Source organism: Paractinoplanes polyasparticus (assembly GCF_019710575.1).
Lineage (GTDB): Bacteria > Actinomycetota > Actinomycetes > Mycobacteriales > Micromonosporaceae > Actinoplanes > Actinoplanes polyasparticus.
The window spans coordinates 159,434-179,779 of record NZ_JAHWFK010000032.1; the positions used below are offsets into that span (position 1 = coordinate 159,434).

The 20,346-nt window shown below is 71.5% G+C and carries 18 protein-coding genes and 1 pseudogene; 13 read left to right on the forward strand and 6 right to left on the reverse strand.

The window, feature by feature from the left end:
* Positions 1-77 precede the first annotated feature (77 nt).
* Positions 78-962, forward strand: coding sequence for an ABC transporter substrate-binding protein (locus KXC43_RS29575; protein WP_221379453.1), 885 nt, complete (start codon positions 78-80; stop codon positions 960-962).
* A 161-nt stretch (positions 963-1,123) separates the two neighbouring features.
* Here the strand turns inward: KXC43_RS29575 and KXC43_RS29580 are convergent, their stop codons facing one another.
* Entirely contained in the window at positions 1,124-1,894 is a 771-nt protein-coding gene (locus KXC43_RS29580; protein WP_251797539.1) for a CDP-alcohol phosphatidyltransferase family protein, read from the reverse strand.
* Between the two features lie 102 nt (positions 1,895-1,996).
* On the opposite strand from KXC43_RS29580, the gene KXC43_RS29585 reads away from it, so the two are divergent.
* The 5 genes from KXC43_RS29585 (at position 1,997) to KXC43_RS29605 (ending at position 6,453) form a co-directional block, all read left to right on the forward strand.
* Positions 1,997-2,995: a zinc-dependent alcohol dehydrogenase gene (locus KXC43_RS29585; protein WP_221379455.1), complete on the forward strand. Its 999-nt coding sequence runs from the start codon at positions 1,997-1,999 to the stop codon at positions 2,993-2,995.
* Between the two features lie 3 nt (positions 2,996-2,998).
* Positions 2,999-3,397: a 6-pyruvoyl trahydropterin synthase family protein gene (locus KXC43_RS29590; RefSeq protein WP_221379456.1), complete on the forward strand. Its 399-nt coding sequence runs from the start codon at positions 2,999-3,001 to the stop codon at positions 3,395-3,397.
* Positions 3,398-3,477: 80 nt separating this feature from the next.
* On the forward strand, positions 3,478-4,548 hold the full coding sequence (locus tag KXC43_RS29595) for a glycosyltransferase family 4 protein (RefSeq protein ID WP_221379504.1): 1,071 nt from the start codon (positions 3,478-3,480) through the stop codon (positions 4,546-4,548).
* Entirely contained in the window at positions 4,545-5,312 is a 768-nt protein-coding gene (locus KXC43_RS29600) for a class I SAM-dependent methyltransferase (protein ID WP_221379457.1), read from the forward strand. The genes KXC43_RS29595 and KXC43_RS29600 overlap by 4 nt, the downstream gene beginning before the upstream one ends.
* A 61-nt stretch (positions 5,313-5,373) precedes the next feature.
* Positions 5,374-6,453 carry a lysylphosphatidylglycerol synthase transmembrane domain-containing protein gene (locus tag KXC43_RS29605; protein WP_308129306.1) on the forward strand — a complete coding sequence of 360 codons (1,080 nt, stop codon included), beginning with the start codon at positions 5,374-5,376 and terminating at the stop codon, positions 6,451-6,453.
* Between the two features lie 78 nt (positions 6,454-6,531).
* On the opposite strand, the gene KXC43_RS29610 is transcribed toward KXC43_RS29605, so the two are convergent.
* On the reverse strand, positions 6,532-7,224 hold the full coding sequence (locus tag KXC43_RS29610; protein ID WP_221379458.1) for a RibD family protein: 693 nt from the start codon (positions 7,222-7,224) through the stop codon (positions 6,532-6,534).
* A gap of 158 nt (positions 7,225-7,382) precedes the next feature.
* Here KXC43_RS29610 and KXC43_RS29615 point away from each other — a divergent pair, with 158 nt between their 5' ends.
* From KXC43_RS29615 to KXC43_RS52850, 4 genes and pseudogenes are all read left to right on the forward strand, one after another.
* Complete coding sequence (locus KXC43_RS29615) at positions 7,383-8,024, forward strand: GTP cyclohydrolase II (protein ID WP_221379459.1); 642 nt, start codon at positions 7,383-7,385, stop codon at positions 8,022-8,024.
* A 33-nt stretch (positions 8,025-8,057) separates the two neighbouring features.
* Positions 8,058-9,959, forward strand: coding sequence for a SpoIIE family protein phosphatase (locus KXC43_RS29620; protein WP_221379460.1), 1,902 nt, complete (start codon positions 8,058-8,060; stop codon positions 9,957-9,959).
* 99 nt (positions 9,960-10,058) lie between these two features.
* Positions 10,059-11,918, forward strand: a pseudogene (gene recQ / locus KXC43_RS29625) (DNA helicase RecQ); the annotation flags it as partial.
* 362 nt (positions 11,919-12,280) lie between these two features.
* Complete coding sequence (locus tag KXC43_RS52850) at positions 12,281-12,664, forward strand: DUF732 domain-containing protein (protein WP_221379462.1); 384 nt, start codon at positions 12,281-12,283, stop codon at positions 12,662-12,664.
* Between the two features lie 42 nt (positions 12,665-12,706).
* Here the strand turns inward: KXC43_RS52850 and KXC43_RS29635 are convergent, their stop codons facing one another.
* The gene (locus tag KXC43_RS29635; RefSeq protein WP_221379463.1) at positions 12,707-13,117 is read right to left on the reverse strand and encodes a VOC family protein; all 411 of its coding nucleotides are present in this window, start codon (positions 13,115-13,117) and stop codon (positions 12,707-12,709) included.
* Between the two features lie 148 nt (positions 13,118-13,265).
* The gene (gene ppdK / locus KXC43_RS29640; RefSeq protein WP_221379464.1) at positions 13,266-15,956 is read right to left on the reverse strand and encodes a pyruvate, phosphate dikinase; all 2,691 of its coding nucleotides are present in this window, start codon (positions 15,954-15,956) and stop codon (positions 13,266-13,268) included.
* Between the two features lie 190 nt (positions 15,957-16,146).
* Here ppdK and KXC43_RS29645 point away from each other — a divergent pair, with 190 nt between their 5' ends.
* Together KXC43_RS29645 and KXC43_RS29650 are read left to right on the forward strand one after the other, a co-directional pair.
* The gene (locus tag KXC43_RS29645) at positions 16,147-16,614 is read left to right on the forward strand and encodes a hypothetical protein (RefSeq protein WP_308129307.1); all 468 of its coding nucleotides are present in this window, start codon (positions 16,147-16,149) and stop codon (positions 16,612-16,614) included.
* The gene (locus KXC43_RS29650; RefSeq protein ID WP_221379465.1) at positions 16,611-17,684 is read left to right on the forward strand and encodes an MAB_1171c family putative transporter; all 1,074 of its coding nucleotides are present in this window, start codon (positions 16,611-16,613) and stop codon (positions 17,682-17,684) included. The genes KXC43_RS29645 and KXC43_RS29650 overlap by 4 nt, the downstream gene beginning before the upstream one ends.
* Here KXC43_RS29650 and KXC43_RS29655 read toward each other — a convergent pair.
* On the reverse strand, positions 17,617-18,027 hold the full coding sequence (locus KXC43_RS29655; protein ID WP_221379466.1) for a helix-turn-helix domain-containing protein: 411 nt from the start codon (positions 18,025-18,027) through the stop codon (positions 17,617-17,619). The genes KXC43_RS29650 and KXC43_RS29655 overlap by 68 nt on opposite strands.
* A 263-nt stretch (positions 18,028-18,290) precedes the next feature.
* Between KXC43_RS29655 and KXC43_RS29660 the strand changes: the two genes are divergently transcribed.
* Entirely contained in the window at positions 18,291-19,445 is a 1,155-nt protein-coding gene (locus tag KXC43_RS29660; RefSeq protein ID WP_221379507.1) for a cytochrome P450, read from the forward strand.
* A 135-nt stretch (positions 19,446-19,580) separates the two neighbouring features.
* On the opposite strand, the gene KXC43_RS29665 is transcribed toward KXC43_RS29660, so the two are convergent.
* The gene (locus KXC43_RS29665; RefSeq protein ID WP_221379467.1) at positions 19,581-20,276 is read right to left on the reverse strand and encodes a hypothetical protein; all 696 of its coding nucleotides are present in this window, start codon (positions 20,274-20,276) and stop codon (positions 19,581-19,583) included.
* Positions 20,277-20,346 lie beyond the last annotated feature (70 nt).

Here is a 20,346-nt window from a genome sequence, read left to right on the forward strand (position 1 = left end):
CGCTGGCGGCGGGCAACAACCGCAGACGGCGGGCAGCACTGAGCAGGCGGCGCGCGGCAGCAGGGCAGGATGGGGGCATGCGCCTCGTTTCGTTGCTGCCGTCGGCTACCGAGATCGTTTACGCCCTTGGGCTGGGCGACGACCTGGTCGGCGTGACCTTCGAGTGCGACGAGCCACCGGCCGCCCGCGTCGAGAAGGCCGTCGTGGTGGGTGGCAAGGACACGCGGGGGATGACGCCGGGACAGATCGACGCGTATGTGCGGGGGCGCCTCGCCGAGGGCGGCGACCTCTACACGCTCCACGCCGACGCGCTGGCCGGCCTCGCGCCCGATCTGATCCTCACCCAGGACCTGTGCCGGGTGTGTGCGCTGCCGTCGGGTCACGTCACTGACGCCCTCGACCACCTGGGGTGCCGCGCCGACGTGGTGTCGCTCGACCCGTACACCTTGGAGGAGGTGTTCGGCACGATCCGCGCGGTGGGCGAGGCCGCCTCGGTTCAGGACCGCGCCGAGAAGTTGATCACCAGCCTGCGCGCTCGTCTGGAGAGCGTCGCCCAGGCCGTGGCGGGGCGGGCCCGGCCGAGGGTGACGGTCGTCGAGTGGGTCGATCCGCCGTTCACCGCCGGCCACTGGGTGCCCGACCTGGTGACCGCGGCGGGTGGCGATCCGGTGGCGGCACGCGGCGGCAAGCGCTCGGTCGAAACCACCTTTGCCGAACTGGCCGCGCCCTCGCCGCAGATCGTGCTGGTCACCCCGTGCGGCTTCCACCTGGAGGGCGCCATCGAGCAGGCCCGCCGCGTGATCCCGCACTTCCCCGGCGCCCAGGTGTGGGCACTCGACGCCGACGGTCTGATCGTGCGCCCCGGCCCCCGCCTGGTCGACGGCGTCGAAGCGATCGCCGCGATCCTGCACCCCGCGGCAGTGCCGTCACCGCCGCCCGGAGCCATCGCCCGCGTGCACTGAGCCCCGCACAACCGAAACCCAGCGGGGCCGAGCGGCGAAATCACCCGCATGCACTGAGACCCGCACAACCGAAACCCGCCCGGCCGAGCGGCGAAGTTGCTGGGGACAGAGGGCGCCCGCCGCGCGGGAACCAAGCGCGGCGGGCGCGGGAAGCGGTCGGCTCAGTGCACGAGTGCGGGGCGGCGGTGCGGTGCCGCCCAGCGCTCACGAGCCGCCGCACGGATGCGGGATGCGCGGTAGAGCCAGATCGAGTCGCGGCCGAACGACCAGGTCAGCGAGGCCAGGGCCACCGTCAGGACGACCGTGGTCAGGGCGGCCGGCAGCAGGTCGGCGGTGACCAGGGCGAGCACGATGCCCTGGAGCGCGGCGACGACCTTGCGCGAGAACCGTGGGGGCAGCGCCGCGTTGAGCCACGGCAGCGCCCAGGCGGCGACCACGAAGGCGTACCGGAAGGCGCCGATCGCCACCCACCACCAGCCGAAGCGGTCGCCCGCGTAGACGCTGAGCACCAGGATCAGGAACGCGTCGACCTCCATGTCGAAGCGGGCGCCCAGAGCCGTCGTGGTGCCGGTGCGGCGGGCCACCTGGCCGTCGACGCCGTCGAGGGCCAAGGCGACCCCGGCGATCGCGACCAGGGCGGGGGTGCTGACCGGGTGGGCGAACGAGGTGACGACCATCGCGGTCACGCCGCCGACCAGGATCGCGCGGGAGAGGGTCACCGCGTTGGCGGCGCCGATCTGGTGCATCCGGGCCCGGTCGAGGCCGGCGCCGAGCAGTCCGCAGAGCACCAGGCCGTACGCGGCGCCGGCGATCAGGCCGGTGGCGGTGAGCCCGAGGGTGCTGCCGAGGAGTGCCAGCAGGCCGAGCTGGGCGGCCAGGCCGACCACCGGCGCCCGGGAGGAGTCGCTGGTGGGTGCGGTTACTGAAGTCACCGTGGCCTCCATGTCCAAGATCGGCCGCCGCGTATGGTTGCCGTCGTCAGCGCTTAACACGCGCCCGGGCGGCGTTCGGTTCAGCGGGCGGAGGGAACAACCATGTCGAGTGACGCGTACGCGTTCTGGATCACCGAGCCGGGGCGGGGCGAGATCCGCCCGGTGACGCTCGGTGAGCCGGGCCCGGACGAGGTGCTCGTCCGCACCTTGCACACGGGCGTGAGCAGGGGAACCGAGACCCTCGTGTTCTCCGGGCGGGTGCCGGAGAGCCAGTGGTCGGCGATGCGAGCCCCCTTCCAGGAGGGTGATTTCCCGGCCCCGGTGAAATACGGCTACCTCAACGTCGGCCGGGTCGAGCACGGCCCGCCCGAACTCCTCGGACGCACCGTCTTCAGTCTCTATACCCACCAATCCCGCTTTATCGCACCGAAAACCGCTGTCACTGTGGTGCCCGACGACGTGCCCGCCTCGCGGGCCGTGTTGGCCGGAACGGTGGAGACCGCCGTCAACGCCCTCTGGGACGCGCGGCCGATGGTGGGCGACCGGGTCGCGGTCGTGGGCGGGGGCATGGTCGGTGGGTGCGCGGCGGCGATTCTCGCGCGCTTTCCCGGCGTACGGCTGCAGCTCGTCGACGTCGATGCCGGGCGCGCCGATCTGGCCGCTCGCCTGGGCGCCGGCTTCGCCACCCCCGACGAGGCGCTCGGCGACTGCGACCTGGTGATCCACGCCAGCGCCACCTCGGCCGGCCTGACCCGCTCGCTCGAGCTGGTGGCGGCCGAGGGCACCGTGGTCGAGCTCAGCTGGTACGGGGACAAGCAGGTCAGCGTGCCGCTGGGTGAGTTCTTCCACTCCCGGCGGCTGACCATCCGGGGCAGTCAGGTGGGCGGCATCGTGCCCGGCCGCCGGCGCACGTACGCCGATCGGCTGGCGCTCTCGCTCGAGCTGCTGAAGGACGAACGGTTCGACGCGTTCGTCACCGGGCACTCGCCCTTCGCGGAGCTGCCCGAGGTGTTGCCGCGCCTCGCCGACGGTAGCCTTCGCGCCCTCTGCCACGTGATCGACTATCCCCAGGACCACCTGATCGACCATCCCGAGGAGTAGCCCTTGTTCAGCATCACCGTCCGCGACCACATCATGATTGCCCACAGCTTCTCCGGCGAGGTCTTCGGCCCGGCCCAGAAGCTGCACGGCGCGACCTTCGTGGTGGACGCGACGTTCCGCCGGCCCGAGCTGGACGACGACAACATCGTGGTCGACATCGGCCTGGCCTCGCAGGAGCTGCACGCGATCTGCGGCGGCCTGAGCTATCGCAACCTCGACGACGAGCCCGACTTCCTGGGCATCAACACGTCCACCGAGTTCCTGGCCAAGGTGATCGCCGACCGCCTGGCGGCCAGGATCGCCGCGGGCGACCTGGGCCCGGGCGCCGCCGGCCTGACCGGCCTCACGATCACCCTGCACGAGTCCCACATCGCCTGGGCCTCGTACGAGCGCGATCTGTGACCTCGGGCTCCCCCGCTCCCGACGCCGGCGCGCGCGACCCGTCCACTACGGACGGTGACGCCTCCCGCGGCAGTTCGCCGCTGTGGGTGGTGCTGCCGGGGGGCATCGACGATCCCACAGCGCCGAGCGGGGGCAATCGGTACGACCGGGCGGTGCTGTCGCTGCTGCCCGATGTGCACGAGATCGCGGTACCCGGTTCCTGGCCGAGCCCGGAGCCGGCGGCCCGCCGCGCCCTCTCGGCCGCCCTCGCCGACATTCCGGATAAGTCCGATGTGTTAGTCGACGGGCTGGTCGGGTGTGGCGTGCCGGAGATCCTCGCGCCGCACGCCCTCCGGCTCCGCCTGATCGTGCTCGTGCATCTGCCGCTCAGCGACGAGACAGGGCTCGCCCCCGAAATCGCCGAGGAGCTACGGGCGAAGGAGGGACGGTCTCTGCACCTGGCCACCACCGTCATCGCCACCAGCGAGGCCGCGGCCGAGCGGGTGGCGACCATGCACGGCCTGCCCCGTGTCGAGGTCGCGCCGCCCGGTGTCGACCGGGCCGAGCTGACCGAACCGCGGGCGGACGGCCGGCGGCTGCTGTGCGTCGCCTCGGTCAGCCCTCGCAAGGGGCAGGACCTGCTGGTCGCGGCCCTGCAGGACGACCTGGCGGAACTCGACTGGGAGTGCACGTTCGCGGGAGCCCTGGTCCGGCCCGTCCCGCACCACGACAGCCGGCTGCGATTCGTGGGAGCACTGCCCCCGGCTGAGCTCGATGGCGCGTACCGGAATTCCGATGTTTTGATCTTGCCGTCCCGGGCCGAGACGTACGGGATGGTGGTGACCGAGGCCCTCGCCCGCGGCCTGCCGGTGATCGCCACGGCCGTCGGCGGCGTGCCCGAAGCCCTCGGCACAGTGGCCGACACCACAGCATTCGACACTGCAGCACCCAGCGACCCGGTGGGCGGCGTCACGCAGCCCGGCACGCTGCCCGGCATTCTGATCCCACCTGACGACCGAGCCGCGCTGTCCGCCGCGATCCGCGCCTGGCTCACCGACGACGCGCTGCGCCAAAGCCTGCGCGCCGCCGCCCGGGCCCGGCGGGAAACCCTCCCGACCTGGGCCGGAACCGCACGCCTGCTGTCCGCCATCTGCACAGGAGAACCCCAATGACCGGAGAGTTCAGTGAGTCGTGGCTCGGCCTGCGCGAGCCCGCCGACGCCCAGGCCCGCGCCGCCGACCTGGTGGAGATGCTGCCGAAGCCCGTCCACGTGATCCGTGACCTGGGCTGCGGCACCGGTTCGATGGCGCGGTGGCTGGCGCCCCGGCTGGCCACACCGCAGCACTGGATCCTGGCCGACCTCGACCCGAAGCTGCTGCACTACGCCACCTCGCACGTGCGGCTGCCCGAGGTCAGCGTCGAGGGCGCGCTCAGCGACGTGACCGCGCTGACCGCGGCCGACCTGGACGGCACCGACCTGGTGACGTGTTCGGCGCTGCTCGACCTGCTGACCGAGGCGGAGATCGACTCGCTGGTCGCCACGCTGGCCTCGGCCCGGGTCACGGCCCTGTTCACGCTGTCCGTGGCCGGGGAGGTCAGCCTCGATCCGGCCCGGCCCGAGGACGCCGCGGTGGCCGGGGCGTTCGACGAGCACCAGCGACGGGTGGTGGACGGGCGCCGGCTGCTGGGGCCCGACGCTCCGGCGTACGCGGCTCGGGCCTTCGAGAAGGCGGGCGCGACGGTCGTCACCCGGCCGAGCGCGTGGCAGCTCGGGCCACAGCTGCCGGAGCTGACCGCGGAGTGGCTGCGGGGCTGGGTCTCCGCAGCTCAGGAGCAGCGTCCGGAGGTCGGCGGGGACGGCTACCTCGCCGCTCGTCTGGAGCAGTTGCCCAGCGCTTCGGTCGGACATGTCGATCTTTTGGCGACCTTCGGCTGAACCCTTTGTGCCCGCCCCGGCGTACTAGGGGAAAGACGGGCTACATGAAGGGAACGGCGACGTGGGGCGAATCTGGGCTTGGGCACGGATCCTGGGTGGGGTGGGGATCCTGGCCTTCCTGCTGTGGCGGCTCGGCACCGGCGCGTTCCTCGACGGCCTGCGGGTGATCTCGCTCCCCGCCCTGGGCCTGGCCTTCGGCATCGGGGCCGCCACCACCGTCTTCAGCGCCTGGCGCTGGTGCCTGGTGGCGCGCGGCCTCGGTCTGCGGCTCTCGTTCCCGGCGGCGATCGCCGACTACTACAAGGCGCTGTTCCTCAACGCCGCGCTGCCGGGCGGGGTGCTCGGCGACGTGGACCGCGCCGTTCAGCACGGCCGCGACGAGGGCGACGTCGCCAAGAGCGTCCGGGCCGTGGTGCTCGAGCGCACGGCCGGCCAGCTGGTGTTCCTCGTCATCGCCGTCACTGTGCTGCTGACCGTCCCCTCCCCCGTCCTGACCGTGATCGAGCGGCACGGCTTCGTTGTCGCGACCGTCCTGCTCGCCGTGGCACTGGCCGCCGTGATCCTGCTGCTGGCCTTCCGCAGGCTGCGGCAGGGCGGCTCGCGGGTGGCGGCCGGGATCCGCACCGGTCTGGCCGAGATCCGCACCGGCCTGCTGGCCCGCCGCAACTGGCCGGGCGTGACCCTGGCCTCGGTCGTCGTGGTGCTCGGCCACCTGGCCACGTTCGTGGTCGCGGCCCGCGCGGCCGGCTCGGCGGCGTCGCTGACCCGCCTGATCCCCCTGATGCTGCTGGCCCTGCTGGCGATGTCGCTGCCGCTGAACATCGGCGGCTGGGGCCCGCGCGAGGCCGTCACGGCGTGGGCGTTCGGCGCGGCCGGCCTCAGCGCCACCCAGGGCCTGACCACAGCGGTGGTGTACGGCGTCTTCGCCTTCGTCGCCGCCCTGCCGGGCGCAGCGGTCCTGATCGTCCGGGCCCTGAGCCGCCTGCGCACCGCCGCCGCCGTCCGCCTGGCCGCGCCGATCTCCCCGGTGCCCTACGGCCTCCCGGCCGGCCCGGCCCTGGTGGTCGAGCCCCTGCTGGCCGAGCCCGCGCTGGTCCCGGCCGCGCCGGTCGGCCGCGAACTGGTCCGTGCCGGCGCCTGACGCATGCTCAACAGCTCTCCCTCAGCGCCGGCCCTCAACCAAGGGCCGGCGCCTCTCCCCCTCCCGGCGCCCGGCCGGTCAATTCGGGTCGAAGCGGTCGGACAGGGCGTAACGCAGCAGGACGACGTCGCCGATCTGGCGCACCTCGGCCAGCGTGGCGCGCCGGCCCGGCCCCCACGGGAAGTCGCCGTCGCTGACGAAGCGCGGCGCCCGCGAGTCGCCCACGAAGAACGGCGCCACCACCAGCTGCAACTCGTCGGCCAGCCCGGCCGTGAGGAACTGGGTGTGCATGGAGCCGCCACCCTCGACCATCAGCCGGCGCACACCGCGCCCGGCCAGGTCGGCCGACACCCGGTGCAGGTCGAGAGGGTCGCCGCCGTCGATCACGGTGGCCACCGCGCCGAGCCGCTCGCGGGCCGACTCACACGTCGACGAGGCGCAGTACACCAGCTTGTCGACGTCCCCTACGGTGAAGAACCGTGCAGCGGGGTCGATGTCGCACCGGCCGGTCACGGTGACCTTCAGCGGGTTCGCCGGCTCGCCGCGGGCCACCCGGGCCGCGCGGCGCTCGGCCGAGCGCACCAGCAGGCGCGGATCGTCCTGCCGGATGGTCGCCGCGCCCACGAGGATCGCGTCACAACTGCTACGGACGGAATCAACGCGGTCGAAATCGGCTTCGTTGGAAAGCAGCAGCCGTTCCTGCGCCGCGTCGTCCAGATATCCGTCGATCGACATGCCGCAGCTCAGCAAGGTGTAAGGACGCAGGACCACTGATGACGCCTCCAGTAGAGCGACGATCGTCACCCGGGTCGAACAGTTGCGTCCAAGATAATCCGCGACACGATTACTGGCACGTTCGCGGTCTGTTGCGGTGCGGTGACTCCGTCGGCGGGTATAGCGGATCAACGGGGAACCAACGAGGAGGACCGATGTTAGAAGCCACGCTGCGGCAGCAGGTGACCGTTCCACTGCGTTTCGGCGACGGCTACGCCACGACCGCGCGGGTGATGACCTTCGACGGGCTCGTCGACGGCAAGGAGCATCTGGCCCTCGGGCTGGGCGACTGGCAGCGCGCGCTGAAGAAATCGGCGGCGGGCGGCCGAGCGCCCCTGGTGCGGCCGCACAGCGAATGCCTGACCGGCGACGTCTTCGGCAGCCAGCGCTGCGACTGTGGCCCGCAGCTGCGCGAGGCGGTCGAGCGGATCGCCGAGCAGGGCGGCTTCCTGCTCTATCTGCGGCAGGAGGGTCGCGGCATCGGCCTGTACGCCAAGCTCGACGCCTACGCCCTGCAGGACGCCGGCCTGGACACCTACGAGGCGAACGTGGCGCTGGGCCGGGGCGAGGACGAGCGCGACTACACCGCCGCCGCCCAGATGCTGCTCGCCTTGGGCGCCGACCGGATCCGGCTGCTGAGCAACAACCCCGACAAGGCGATCCAGCTGGAGAAGTGCGGCATCGAGGTCGACCAGCGGGTGCCGACCGGGGTGCACATGTCTGCCGCCAACGTGCGCTACCTGGCCACGAAGGCCTCGCACACGGCGCACACGATTGAGCTCCCCCTGGCCGAGTGACGGTCACGGCTCGGCGTCGGGCAGGATGAGCTGATGGTGGACGACCCCTCGCTGGTGCTGGCCGCGGTCGACCAGGTGCCCTTCATCCTCGCCGTGTGCGAGGGCCCCGACCTGCGGGTGCTGACGCTCAGCGCGGCCACCCGCTCGCTGCTGGCCGGCCGCGAGTTCAGCGGCCGGCCCATCGGCGAGGTGCTCAGCGACCTGGCCGGGCAGCAGTTCGTCGACGCCTACCACGACGTCTACCGCACCGGGGAGCCGATCAACGGCCGGGAGTGGCGGGCCCACATCACGGCGCCGGACGGATCGGTGCACGAGATGTTCGCGAACTTCACGATCACGCCGTGGAACGTCGGCGGTGAGCGGCGCGGCGTGATCGGGATCGGCTTCGACGTCACCGAGGCGGTGCGGCAGCGACAGGCCGCCGCCGAACGGACGGCCCATCTGGAACGGCGGTACGCCGAGAGCCGCGAGGTGATCACCGCCCTGCAGCGTGAGCTGCTGCCGGCGGGTCTGCCCGTGCTGCCGGGGGCACAGCTCGCGGCCAGCTATCTGGTCGCGGAGGCCGACACGGCTGCGGGCGGCGACTGGTTCGACGCGGTCGCCCAGCGGGACGGCCGTATCGCGCTGATCGTCGGCGACGTGGTGGGGCACGGGGTCACCGCCTCGGGCGTGATGGGCCAGCTGCGCGCGGTCTTGCAGGACAGGCTCGAGGAGGGCGCCGGGATCGTCGAGGCGCTGACCGCGGCCGACCGCTTCGCCGCCCGGGTGCCGGCCGCGCACGCGACGACGGTGGCGCTGGTCGTGCTCGACCCGGTGAGCGGGGAGGTCGCCTATTGCACGGCCGGGCACCCGGCGCCGCTGGTGGTCGGGCCGACGGGCGCGACGCGATACCTGCCGCCGACCGACGGGGCGCCGCTGGGGACGGGCGGCGCCTTCCCGGTGCGCCACGACAACCTCGGCCCCGGCGACCTGCTGCTGCTCTACAGCGACGGGATTCTCGAGCGGCCCGGACGCGACCACCCGTCGAGCGCCGCCGAGCTGGCCCAGGTGGCAGCCGACAGCGCGGCCGGGCGGGCCCTGCACGACCCGGCGGCAACCCCGGTCGAACGGGTCTGCTCGCAGACGGTCGAACTGCTGGTGCGGGCCGCCGGGCACACCGACGACATCACCCTGCTCGCGGTTCAGCGCGTTCCCGTCGTGGCCGACCTCGCCCTCGAACTGCCGGCGCAGCCGGGCGAGCTGCGGGCGGCCCGGCAGCGCCTGGGCGAGTGGCTCGGGCAGATCGGCGCGACCGCGGAGGACGCATTCGCTCTGCAGCACGCGGTGGGCGAGCTGCTGGCCAACGCCGTCGAGCACGCCGGCACGGCGCCGGAGGCGACCGTCACGCTCGACGCGACGCTGAACCCGGCCGGGGTGGTGCTGGTCTCGATCACCGACGGCGGCCAGTGGCGGGAGCCGCAGCAGCAGGTGAACCGCGGACGCGGGCTGGCTATGGCGGCCCAGCTGGTCTCGATGCTCAAGGTGGACCACGACGCGACGGGCACGGTGGCCCGGGTGGCGAAGCCGCTGAGCCGGCCGGCCCGGCTGCTCGACCTCTCGGCCGCGGGCCCGGTGGTGGCGGCGGACGGCGAACCCCCGTTCCGGATCGTCGAGCAGGCGGGCGGCGACGAGACCCGGGTGCGGGTGGAAGGGCCGCTCGACCTGTCGACGGCGGCCCTCGCCCGGCGGGAACTGCTGCGGCGCAGCCGGGGCGGCACGATACCGATGACGGTGGACCTGTCGGGGGTCACCCATCTGTCGAGCGCCGGGGTGTCGGCGCTGCACCACATCGCGGGTCAGCATGCGACTCAGGACGCTCCTCTCGTGCTCGATGCCGCGCCGGGCACGCCCGCACAGGTGATTCTGGCGTTGGTGGCCCTGCTGCCGGCACGCTGACAGCCTCCTCCGGCCGGCGTACCGCCTGCGGGTTATCCACAATTCGCCGTTGTCCACAGGGCTTCGCACGGGAGTCGCGTTTCTCTGTACTGTCGCGGGGTGACTTCGGCTTCCCAGGTTCCCGTCGGCGATTCGGCCGCCGTCGACGTCCTCAACCGCGTCTTCGGCTACCCGTCCTTCCGCGGGCAGCAACACGAGATCATCGAGCACGTGGCCGGCGGCGGCGACGCGCTCGTGCTCATGCCGACCGGCGGGGGCAAGTCGCTGTGCTACCAGATCCCGGCGCTGGTGCGCCCGGGCACCGGGGTGGTCGTGTCGCCGCTCATCGCCCTGATGCAGGACCAGGTCGACGCGCTGAGAACGCTCGGCGTCCGGGCCAACTTCATCAACTCCGCGCAGGACTACGACGAGCGCCGCCTGGTCGAGGCCGAGTTCGTCAACGGCGATCTCGACCTGCTCTACGTGGCGCCCGAGGGGCTGGGCGTCCCGGCCACCCAGCGGCTGCTCGACCGCGGCAAGATCTCGCTCTTCGCGATCGACGAGGCGCACTGCGTGTCGCAGTGGGGCCACGACTTCCGGCCCGACTACCTGGGCCTGTCGATGCTGCACGAGCGCTGGCCCGACGTGCCGCGCATCGCGCTCACGGCCACCGCGACGTCGGCCACCCGCGACGAGATCGCCACCCGGCTCCAGCTCACCGACGCCCGGCACTTCACGGCGAGCTTCGACCGGCCCAACATCCAATACCGCATCGTGCCGAAGAACGAGCCCCGCAAGCAGCTCCTCGAGCTGCTGCGCACCGAGCATCCGGGCGATGCGGGCATCGTCTACTGCCTGTCACGCGCGTCGGTCGAGCGCACCGCCGAGTTCCTGCAGCAGAACGGGATCAACGCGCTGCCCTACCACGCCGGGCTCGACAACCGCGTGCGCGCGGCCAACCAGTCCCGCTTCCTCCGGGAGGACGGTCTGGTCATGGTGGCGACGATCGCCTTCGGCATGGGCATCGACAAGCCCGACGTCCGCTTCGTGGCCCACCTCGACCTGCCGAAGTCCGTCGAGGGTTACTACCAGGAGACGGGCCGCGCCGGCCGCGACGGGCTGCCGTCGACGGCCTGGCTGGCCTACGGCCTGCAGGACGTCGTGCAGCAGCGCAAGATGATCGAGGGCTCCGACGGCGACCTGGCCCACCGCCGCAACGCGGGCCGGCATCTCGACGCCATGCTGGCGCTGTGCGAGACCGTGACGTGCCGGCGGTCGCAGCTGCTGAACTATTTCGGTCAGGTCGCCGCCGGCGAGAACTGCGGCAACTGCGACACCTGCCTGGTCCCACCGGAATCGTGGGACGGCACAGTCCCGGCCCAGAAGCTGTTGTCGACGGTGCTGCGGTTGCAGCGCGAGCGGGGGCAGAAGTTCGGCGCCGGGCAGTCCATCGACATCCTGCTCGGCAAGGAGACCGACAAGGTCCAGCGGTTCCGCCACCACGAGCTGTCGGTGTTCGGCATCGGCAAGGAGCTGCGCGACGCCGAGTGGCGCGGGGTCGTGCGCAAGCTGCTGGCCGAGGGGTTGCTGGCCGTCGAGGGCGAATACAGCACCCTGGTCCTCACCGACGCCAGCGCCGAGGTGCTGCGGGGCCAGACCAAGGTGATGATGCGCCGCGAGGCCCCGGCCAAGGTCAAGGCGCCGCGGCAGCGGGCCGCGGCCGGCGCTGCGGCACCCGCGGCCGACCTCTCCCCCGCGGCCGCCTCGACGTTCGAGAGCCTGCGGGCCTGGCGGGCGTCGGTGGCCAAGGAACAGGGCATGCCCGCCTACGTCATCTTCCACGACGCCACCCTGCGGGCGATCGCCGCGTTGAATCCGAAGACCCTGAGCGAGCTGGGCACGGTCAGCGGCGTGGGCCAGGGCAAGCTGACCAAGTTCGGCCAGCAGGTGCTCGACACCCTGCACGGCGGCTCAGGCGACGTCACCCCGCCGGCCCGCAAACCCGGCGACGGCTCCCCGCCGGCGCCACCCGCCCGCAAACCCGGCGTCGGCTCCCGCTTCGGCGACGACGAGCCCGCGCACACCATGGTCTTCGACGAGGAGCCGCCCGACTACGACGACGAGCCCCCGCCGCCCGACTACGAATGATCCCGGCCGGGCGAGCGCCACGAACCAGGCTCAGCGAGCCGGACAGGCCGACCTGGGCCGCCGGTCTGTCCGGTGCTGGCCGGTTGGCCGGGAAAGTCGGCCGGAGGTCGGTGGCCGGGGCTGGCGCGAGCCCCGTACCGTGCCTGCGGTACGGAGCGTGAAGATCGCTTCGGCGTGAACGAGGGGGACGCAACGTGGGGGCACGTCTTGCCGTGGTGGGCACCGTTCTGGTCGCTCTGACCGGGCTGGGGACACTGAGCGCCTGCTCGGACGACAAGTCGGACCAGGCGGCCTTCGTCGAGGCGGAGAAGCAGGCGGCCGAGGCGGGCCTGCCCAAGGGCGACGAACAGACATATCTCACGGCGCTGACGGCGGTGGACGCCAAGCTGACCGCCGACAAGAAGGCCGCGCTCGACAACGGCTACAACCTGTGCACCGACTTCACCAACGGCATGACGACGAGCGAGACCGTCATCGACGCGATCGACATGTTCCAGGTCGACGCCAAGAAGGGCCAGAAGATCGTGGCCATCGCCAAGACCAACCTCTGCAAGCCCTCCGCGTCCAAGGGCAGCTGACCAGCCGGCCGGCCGGGCGCCGTCGCGCCCGGCCGTGTGCCGTCACTGCGGGACCACGACGTCGATCATCCAGGGGACGCCGAACTTGTCGGTGAGCTGGCCGTAGAGGTCGCCCCACATCTGCTTCTCGAACGGCAACTGCACGGTGCCGCCGTCGGCCAGCTTCTCCCAGACCTCTTCCAGGCCCTCGCCGGGGTCGCCGCTCAGGCTGACCGTGATCGTGTTGCCCGGGTTGAAGGGCATGCCGGGGGCCGTGTCGGAGGCCATCAGCAGGTAACCCTTCTCGCTGGTCAGCATCGCGTGCATGACCTTGTCGGCGATCGCCGGGTCGGGCGCGCCGAACTCGCCGAACGTATTGACCCTGAGCTCGCCGCCGAGGATCGAGTGGTAGAACTCCATGGCCTCGCGGGCGTTGCCGTCGAAGGTCAGGTAGGGGTTGAGCTGAGACGCCATCACAGACTCCCTTGGCTGCTGGAACGACTGCTGAACGACCTCGACGCTAGACCCGCCCTCCGACAAAAATGAGCCTCCGGCCCGATCGGCACCCGAACAGTGGCCCGCATCCCGGGCGAAGCCGACGAAATGCGGGCCGTGAGTCCCGTCAGCGGTGGTCGGAGCCGGCCGACTCCACTGCTGCCCGGCCCGCCTCGAGGCGGGCGATCGGCACCCGGAACGGCGAGCACGACACGTAGTCGAGCCCGACCTCGTGGAAGAAGTGCACCGACTCCGGGTCGCCGCCGTGCTCGCCGCAGACGCCGAGCTTCAGGCCGGGGCGGGTGGCCCGGCCCTCCTCGCCGGCGATCCGGACCAGCCGCCCCACGCCGTCGCGGTCGATCGACTCGAACGGCGAGATGCCGAAGATGCCCAGTTCCAGGTAGCGCCAGAAGAACGCGCCCTCGACGTCGTCACGCGAGAAGCCCCACGCCATCTGAGTCAGGTCGTTCGTGCCGAACGAGAAGAACTCGGCCGCCTCGGCGATCTGCCCGGCGGTCAGCGCCGCCCGCGGCACCTCGATCATCGTGCCGATGAGCACCTCGACACCCGAGTCACCGACCACCTCAGCGATGATCTTCTCGGCCTCGGCCCGTACGGTCTCGAGCTCCTGCACCGCCCCGACCAGCGGGACCATGATCTCGGGTCGCGGCCGGCCGCCCTCGGCGGCCAGCGCGACCGCGGCCTCGGCGATCGCCCGCACCTGCATGGCGAACAGACCCGGGATGACCAGGCCCAGGCGTACGCCGCGCAGACCCAGCATCGGGTTCGACTCGTGCATGCGCCGCACGGCCGCCAGCATCCGCTCGTCGCGCTCCGCCTCCTCGGAGTCCTCGCCGCGCTCTTTGGCCACCGCCACCTGCACCGCCAGCTCCTCCAGGGACGGCAGGAACTCGTGCAGCGGCGGGTCGATCAGCCGGACGGTGACCGGCAGGCCGTTCATCTCCCGGAAGATCTCCAGGAAGTCGTTCCGCTGCAACGGCTGCAGCGCGGCCAGCGCGTCGTCGCGTTCGGTCTTGTTGTGGGCCAGGATCAGCCGTTCGACCAGCTCACGCCGGTCACCCAGGAACATGTGCTCGGTACGGCAGAGACCGATGCCGTGCGCCCCGAAGCGCCGGGCGCGCGCCGCGTCCGGACCGGTGTCGGCGTTCGTCCGCACCCGCAGCCGGGCCCGCTCGTCGGCGTGGGTCATCAGCTGGTGCACGGCGGCGACCAGCGGCTCGTTGGCCAGGGCGGGGTCGAGGTCGCCCTCGAAGTACTGCACCACCTCGGACGGCCGCACCGGCACCTCGCCCCGGTAGACCCGCCCGGTCGTGCCGTCGATCGAGATCACGTCACCCTCGCGCACGACCTCGCCGTGCACGGTGAACTGGTCACGGCCGACCTCCATCTGATCCGCGCCGCAGACACAGGTCTTGCCCATGCCGCGGGCCACGACGGCCGCGTGCGACGTCTTGCCGCCGCGCGCGGTGAGGATGCCCTGCGCCGCGATCATGCCGGGCAGGTCGTCGGGGTTCGTCTCCCGGCGTACGAGAATGACCTTCTCCCCCGCCGCCGCCAGCTCGACCGCCCGGGCCGAGGTGAAGACGACCGCCCCGTACGCCGCGCCGGGCGAAGCGCCGACGCCGCGAGTCAGGGACGTCGGGTCGCCGCCGAGGTCGAACCGCGGGAACATGAGCTGGGCCAATTGGGCGCCGCTGACCCGGGTGACCGCCTCGTCGAGGTCGATCATGCCCTCCTCGACCAGTTGCGCGGCGATCGTGAAGGCCGCCGCCGCGGTGCGCTTGCCGACCCGGGTCTGCAGCATCCAGAGCTTGCCGCGCTCGATCGTGAACTCGATGTCGCACAGGTCGTGATAATGCCCCTCGAGCGTCGCCATGATCTGCAGCAACTCGTCGTACGACTTCTTGTCGATCTTCTCGAGGTCGGCCAGGGGAAGCGTGTTCCGGATGCCCGCCACGACGTCCTCGCCCTGCGCGTTCTGCAGGTAGTCGCCGTAGATGCCGCTCTCGCCGGTGGCCGGGTCGCGGGTGAACGCGACGCCCGTGCCGGAATCGGGCCCGAGATTGCCGAACACCATCGCCACCACGTTGACGGCGGTGCCGAGGTCGGCCGGGATGCGTTCCTGCCGGCGGTAGAGCACGGCCCGGTCGGCGTTCCAGGATCGGAAAACCGCCTCGATCGCGAGGTCGAGCTGCTGCCGCGGATCCTGCGGGAAATCGTGGCCGACGTGCTTCACGAAGACATTTTTGTACGCCGAGACCAGCGATTTGAGATCGTCGGCGTCCAATTGCACGTCGTCCCGGACGCCCTTGGCCTGTTTCGCCTTGTGCAGCGCGTCCTCGAACTCCTCGCCCGGCACGTCGCACACGGTCTTGCCGTACATCTGAATGAGCCGGCGGTACGAATCCCAGGCGAAACGGTCGTTGCCCCCCGCCTGGCGCGAGAGCCCGGCCACCGACTCGTCGTTGAGACCGACGTTGAGAACGGTCTCCATCATGCCGGGCATCGAGAACTTCGCGCCCGACCGCACGCTGACCAGCAGCGGATCGGCCGGATCGCCGAGCCGGCGGCCCATCGCCGCCTCGAGCGCGGCCAGATGCCGGTCGATCTCGTCGTCGAGACCGTCGACATGCGAGCCCTCGGCCAGGAATCGCTGGCAGGCCTCGGTGGTGATGGTGAAGCCGGCCGGAACCGGCAGGCCGAGATTGGTCATCTCCGCGAGATTGGCGCCCTTGCCCCCGAGAAGGTCTTTGAGATCCTTGTTCCCCTCGGCGAAGTCGTAGACGAACTTTGCCATCGCCAGTCACCTCCGGTTTTGATTCCTCGGCCGAACTGGTTTCTGCCCCAAGGTTCGTAAGGCTATGCAGAGGTTGACCGAATAGTTAACAGTCCCGTGGGGTATTCCACAGGTGTTCGACACCCCCTGTTCGGTAAGCGCTTTCTCCGCGCAGTTCCGCGCAGCGGGACCGTCGAGTAGCGTGGCCGCGGTGGAGGGACTGCGACGGCGTTGCGAGGCGAAGCTGCGGGGCCTGCGCGTGCCCGACCCCTTCGACCTCGACGAATTCTGTGACGAGGTGGCCGCCCGCCGCGGTCGCCCGCTGATCCGGCGGCCGGTTCCCGGGCTCACCGCCGACGCGCCCTGCGGGCTGTGGATCGGCACCGAGCGGGCCGATCACGTCTTCTACGACCCCGGCACCTCGCCGCTGCACGCGGAGCACATCGTGCTGCACGAGTTGTCGCACATCCTCTGCGGACACTCGGGGGCCGACGCGGCGCTCGCGCGGCTCTTCCCCGACCTCGAGCCGGGCGCCGTGCGGCGCATGCTGGGCCGGGTCGCGTACACCGACGCGCAGGAACGCGAGGCCGAGATGATGGCGTCGCTGATCCGCGGCCGCTCCGCCCGCGGACCGTGCACCACGCTCGGCCGGGTGGCGGACGCGCTGGGCTTCGAATGATCCTCGACGTCGCGCTCCTGGCACTGCTGTGGGGCGCGACCGTCGTCCGGATCCCGACGCTCTGGCGTGACCAGCGGCAACGCGCGCTGTGGGCCGCCGTGTGCGCGATCGCGCTGGCCAAGACGGTGTCGTTCGCGCCGATCGCGGCCCAGCTCGACGTGCCGATCGTGCCGCATCTGCTCGGCGTCACCTCGGCCTACTTCCTGCTGCGCTTCATCGCGCTGGTGACCCACACCGGCGTCCGCGCCAGACAGCTGGCCCTGCTGGTTGTTGTGGTCGTTGCCCTGTGTGTCCTCGACCTGGTCGCCCACGGCATCGACACCGAGGCCGAGCTGCTGGCCACCGAGCAGGGCTGGGCCGTCGCGGCGTACTGGGTGGTGCTCGAGGCCTACCTGGGCACCGTGCTGGTGACCACCTCGATGCTGTTCTGGCAGATCAGCGGCGGGGCGCCGGCCGGGCTCCCCCGGGCCGGGCTGCGGGTGACATCGATCGGCACCGCCCTGGTGGCGTGCTATGCGGCGGTCAAGGGCAGCCTCGTGCTGGCTCACATCCTCGGCACGGACGTCGCCTTCTCGACCGTCGAGCCGATCGGCCGCACCGCGCAGACGAGCGGGCTCATCCTGACCATCGCCGGACTGCTGGTGCCGGCGACGAGGCGGGCCCGCGCCGCGTACGAGGCCTATCGCTCCCTGCTCGTGCTGCGCCCGCTCTGGAAGGCGATGCGCGACGCCTTTCCCGAGGTGATCCTTTTCACCCCGCGCCGCGCGGTGATCGAACTGGCCGGCGTCGACGACGTGCACCTGCGCCTCTACCGCCGGGTCATCGAGATCCGCGACGGCATGCTGGCCCTTCGCCCGTACGCGCCGCCGCACGGCTCGTCGCCGGCCGAGGAGGCGAGCGCGATCGTGGACGCCCTGCGCCACCGTGCGGCCGGCACCCCGCTGGCCGAGCCCGGCTCGTGGGCGCCGGTCGGCCCCGCGATGGCCGACGAGGTGGCCTGGCTCAGCCGGGTGAGCCGCGGTCTCGCAGCCCCTTCTCGGACTCCCACACCCTCTGAATCAGCTCGCTGATCGTGTCCCGGCCGCGCGGCGACACGTCGGCCGCCCGCAGGGCGAGCTCCGTGACCCCGGCGTCGCGGATGGTCCGCAGCAGGTCGAGCTGCGCATCGATGCGGGTCGTGTGGTCGTCGTCGATGAAGTACGCGACGGGCACGCCGAAGTAGGTTGCCAGCGCGGTCAGATGCTGGATCGTCGGGTTGTCGCGCCGCCCGGTGCGGAGCTGCCAGATGTAGGTGTGCGAGATCGACACACCCTGCTCGGACCGGACGGCCTCAGCCACGGCCATGTAACTCGGCTCAGGCCGCAGCTGTTTGAACAACCTGTCCAAGCGGCCGGCGATGGAGAAGGCGCCCACCCGCCCCCCTCCCCGTTGGTCACCCCGCAGCCTACGACGCCATGAGCAGGGACGCGAGCCTCTCGTCCATGCACATCCCCCGATGCCGGCGCCATAAACTGACGTTGACGGACCCGATGAAGCCTAGAACACGGAATCCCGCTGCTCAAGGGCTGTGCGAAGTCGCCTTGTACTGCTCGCAGCCGCGAACTTGTATCGTCCAAGCTGTGGCGAGCATTGTGGAAGGTCGCGAAGTTTCGGCCCTGTTGGACGAGCTCACCACCATGGTGGGGCGCGAGGACCCCTACGGCCACTACGCGCGGCTCCGTGAGCTGGGCCCCGTGCTGCGTGACGCCGACGGCACCCTGATCGTGACCCGGTTCGCCGAGTGCCAGTCCGTCTCCCGTGATCACAAGCTCGGCAAGATGCCGGTCGAGCTGCTGCCGCACCTGGGCCTGGCCGACTGGGCCGAGCACCCGGCCCTCTACGGCTACTTCACCAGCCTGCTCGGCATCAACCCGCCCGACCACACCCGGCTGCGGCGGCTGGTCAGCTCCGGGTTCACCGGCCGCCGGGTTCAGGAGCTGCGCCCGGCCACCACCCGCATGATCGACGACATGATCGAGGCGATGGCCGCCGCGGGCGCCGCCGACTTCGTCTCGGCGTTCGCCTTTCCCCTGCCCTGCAACGTGATCAGCGAGCTCCTGGGCGTGCCCGAGGCCGACCGCGCGCAGTTCCAGCATCTGGTGCAGGACTGGTCGGCGGTGCTCGACGAGATCACGCCCGAGGTGTTGCTGAAGGCCGACCCGGCAGCCCAGGCCGTCCGCGACTATCTGGGCGAGCTGGCCGCCGAGCGGCGCCGCCACCCGCGCGGCGACCTGATGAGTGCCATGGTCGAACACGAGGAGGCGGGCGACCGGCTCACCTCCGACGAGCTGCTGACGATGGCCGGGCTGCTGTTCGCGGCCGGCTTCGAGACCACCACCAACCTGCTCTCGAACGGGCTGGCGGCGCTGCTCGACCACCCGGGGCAGCGGGATGCGCTGCTCGCCGACCCGGCGGCCGCCGTCGAGGAACTGCTGCGCTTCGACTCGCCGGTGCAGAACATCGACCGTACGGTGCTGGAGCCGTCCGCTGTCGCCGGAGTGAGCCTGGAACCGGGGCAGCGGATCGTGGCGTACACGGGCGCCGCCAACCGCGACCCCCGCCGATTCACCGACCCCGACCGGCTCGATCTACGCCGGTCCGACAACGCGTCGCTCTCGTTCGGCGGGGGCATGCACTACTGCCTCGGGGCGCCGATGGCCCGGCTCGAGGCGCAGATCGCTTTCCCGCGGCTCCTCGAGCGTCTTCCGAGGTTGCGGCGGGCCGACGGGGCCGAGCGGCGCAACAGCCTGACGATCAGAGGCTTCGACGTGCTGCCGGTGACCACGGAGTAGACCGGCACCGAGATTGAATCGGCACAGATTGAATCGACACAGTAAGACGCCGCTGCGAATTCCACGGGGGAAGAACTCGCAACGGCGCACTCGGAACATTAGACGACAGCAGGCCGTCGTGTCTATCCCGCCCAGCTATCCGACACGTTGCACGACGGTGCCGACGAGCTTCTGCCAGTCGGCGTCGAAGCTCGAGGCGGCGCTGGAGACGCCGAGGCGGTAGAGCGCGTACTGGTCCACCAACACGACGTTTCGGCTGTTCAGGACGGCGACGGCGGTGTCCGCCGAGCCGGGGTGGGCCTTGTCGTACGTCTTGTGGCGGATCACCACGAAGCCCTTCCACCCGCCCTCGTCCAACGTTTTGATCTCGACGGTTTCGGTGTACGCCGGTTCCGCCTTGTTGTCGTTGACCGCGGCCGGCACCGACAGCTTGGGCTCACAGCCGTCGGCGACGGCCCGCAACGCCGTCTGCGCGGCCGCCGCCAGCGTCACGTCGCCGAAGACCAGCGCTGTCTGGTCGAGCGTCTGCGCGCCCTTCTGTCCCTCGTCCACGAAGGACGACGCCACCACGTCGCCGCCGGGCGGCACGCTCGGGGCGGCTGTCGTGCCGCCGCAGATGCTCACCAGCTTGGTGGGGTCGGGGGTCTGGGCCGGCGGTTGCCAGGCCGGCCCGATCTCGGCCGCCTGGAGCAGCGCGCCCCGCATCGTGGTGACGTCGATCAGCCCGGTCGGCTCCGGCGAGGGCTCGTCGTCCGACGAGCAGCCGGCCGCCGTGAGCAGGGCACACACCGTCATCGCGGCCAGTCGGGCGACTCTTCCGGTCACGAACATCGGGCCATCTTCCCAGACCGGTGAGCGGGGCCGGCGGCGATGCCGGAACTACTACCCACCGGCACAGGGC

Bases quoted from the DNA above. Each gene is read 5' to 3' on its own strand.
- KXC43_RS29575 (WP_221379453.1), top strand. From the start codon at position 78: ATGCGCCTCGTTTCGTTGCTGCCGTCGGCTACCGAGATCGTTTACGCC.
- KXC43_RS29585 (WP_221379455.1), top strand. From the start codon at position 1,997: ATGTCGAGTGACGCGTACGCGTTCTGGATCACCGAGCCGGGGCGGGGC.
- KXC43_RS29600 (WP_221379457.1), top strand. From the start codon at position 4,545: ATGACCGGAGAGTTCAGTGAGTCGTGGCTCGGCCTGCGCGAGCCCGCC.
- KXC43_RS29615 (WP_221379459.1), top strand. From the start codon at position 7,383: ATGTTAGAAGCCACGCTGCGGCAGCAGGTGACCGTTCCACTGCGTTTC.
- KXC43_RS29620 (WP_221379460.1), top strand. From the start codon at position 8,058: ATGGTGGACGACCCCTCGCTGGTGCTGGCCGCGGTCGACCAGGTGCCC.
- KXC43_RS29635 (WP_221379463.1), bottom strand. From the start codon at position 13,117: ATGGCGTCTCAGCTCAACCCCTACCTGACCTTCGACGGCAACGCCCGC.
- ppdK (WP_221379464.1), bottom strand. From the start codon at position 15,956: ATGGCAAAGTTCGTCTACGACTTCGCCGAGGGGAACAAGGATCTCAAA.
- KXC43_RS29650 (WP_221379465.1), top strand. From the start codon at position 16,611: ATGATCCTCGACGTCGCGCTCCTGGCACTGCTGTGGGGCGCGACCGTC.
- KXC43_RS29660 (WP_221379507.1), top strand. From the start codon at position 18,291: ATGGTGGGGCGCGAGGACCCCTACGGCCACTACGCGCGGCTCCGTGAG.
- KXC43_RS29665 (WP_221379467.1), bottom strand. From the start codon at position 20,276: ATGTTCGTGACCGGAAGAGTCGCCCGACTGGCCGCGATGACGGTGTGT.